Here is a 676-nt window from a genome sequence, read left to right as displayed (position 1 = left end):
GATTTTCTTCATAACTATTTTTCCTCCTAGTGGTTACGAAAATAATTTTGAAACATTCTCATGGCACCCATACCAGCACTTTTAGTCACACCGGTTGAAGCCCAAAAGTCTTTAACGGCGGCAGGTGTTTTGACCACCAGAAAACCGAATCCGATTGAAGCAATAAAAGCAATAAACCCGTATTTAGCCATATTAGTGAAACACCATACTGATAATGACATACAAAGCACCTGGCTAATAATGGAGGCATTGTAATAAATATACTTCTTCCACCACGTACCACTATAATCAAAGCTTTCAGTCGCCATGCTCATTGCAGCTAAAGGAATTGTCAGGTTATACCACGCCATATCAGCCACAAACACACACATTTTGATAAAGAACACGACGGTTACGACAGTGAAGATTAGCAGAAATAAAATCTGTAAAGGTAGCGAAATACCAACATCTTTTAACCCAGGAACTTTATTCATGCCGGTAATTGATTCAGCAGTGAACTGCTGATCAGAACTAAACATATACTTTAGCAGGGGCAAGGTAATTGAACCTTGAATAAAGCCCCGTAAGAACACGAAGACCGGGATCACGGCCGCTGATTTAATCCCGTCCATGATGATATTAGCCCAAGTAACATCGGTACTTTCATCTGCCTCTTTTAGAATTGTCATCACAATGC

The 676-nt window shown here is 40.1% G+C and carries 1 protein-coding gene; it reads right to left on the bottom strand.

The window, feature by feature from the left end; translation table 11 throughout:
• Positions 1-26 precede the first annotated feature (26 nt).
• Complete coding sequence (locus ACKTR2_RS10335) at positions 27-674, bottom strand: conjugal transfer protein TrbL family protein (protein WP_407885058.1); 648 nt, start codon at positions 672-674, stop codon at positions 27-29.
• Positions 675-676: the final 2 nt, after the last annotated feature.

This window comes from Furfurilactobacillus curtus (assembly GCF_045862785.1).
Classification (GTDB): domain Bacteria; phylum Bacillota; class Bacilli; order Lactobacillales; family Lactobacillaceae; genus Furfurilactobacillus; species Furfurilactobacillus curtus.
The sequence above is the reverse complement of the archived record's forward strand: the minus strand, read 5'-3'. Positions and strand labels throughout refer to the sequence as shown.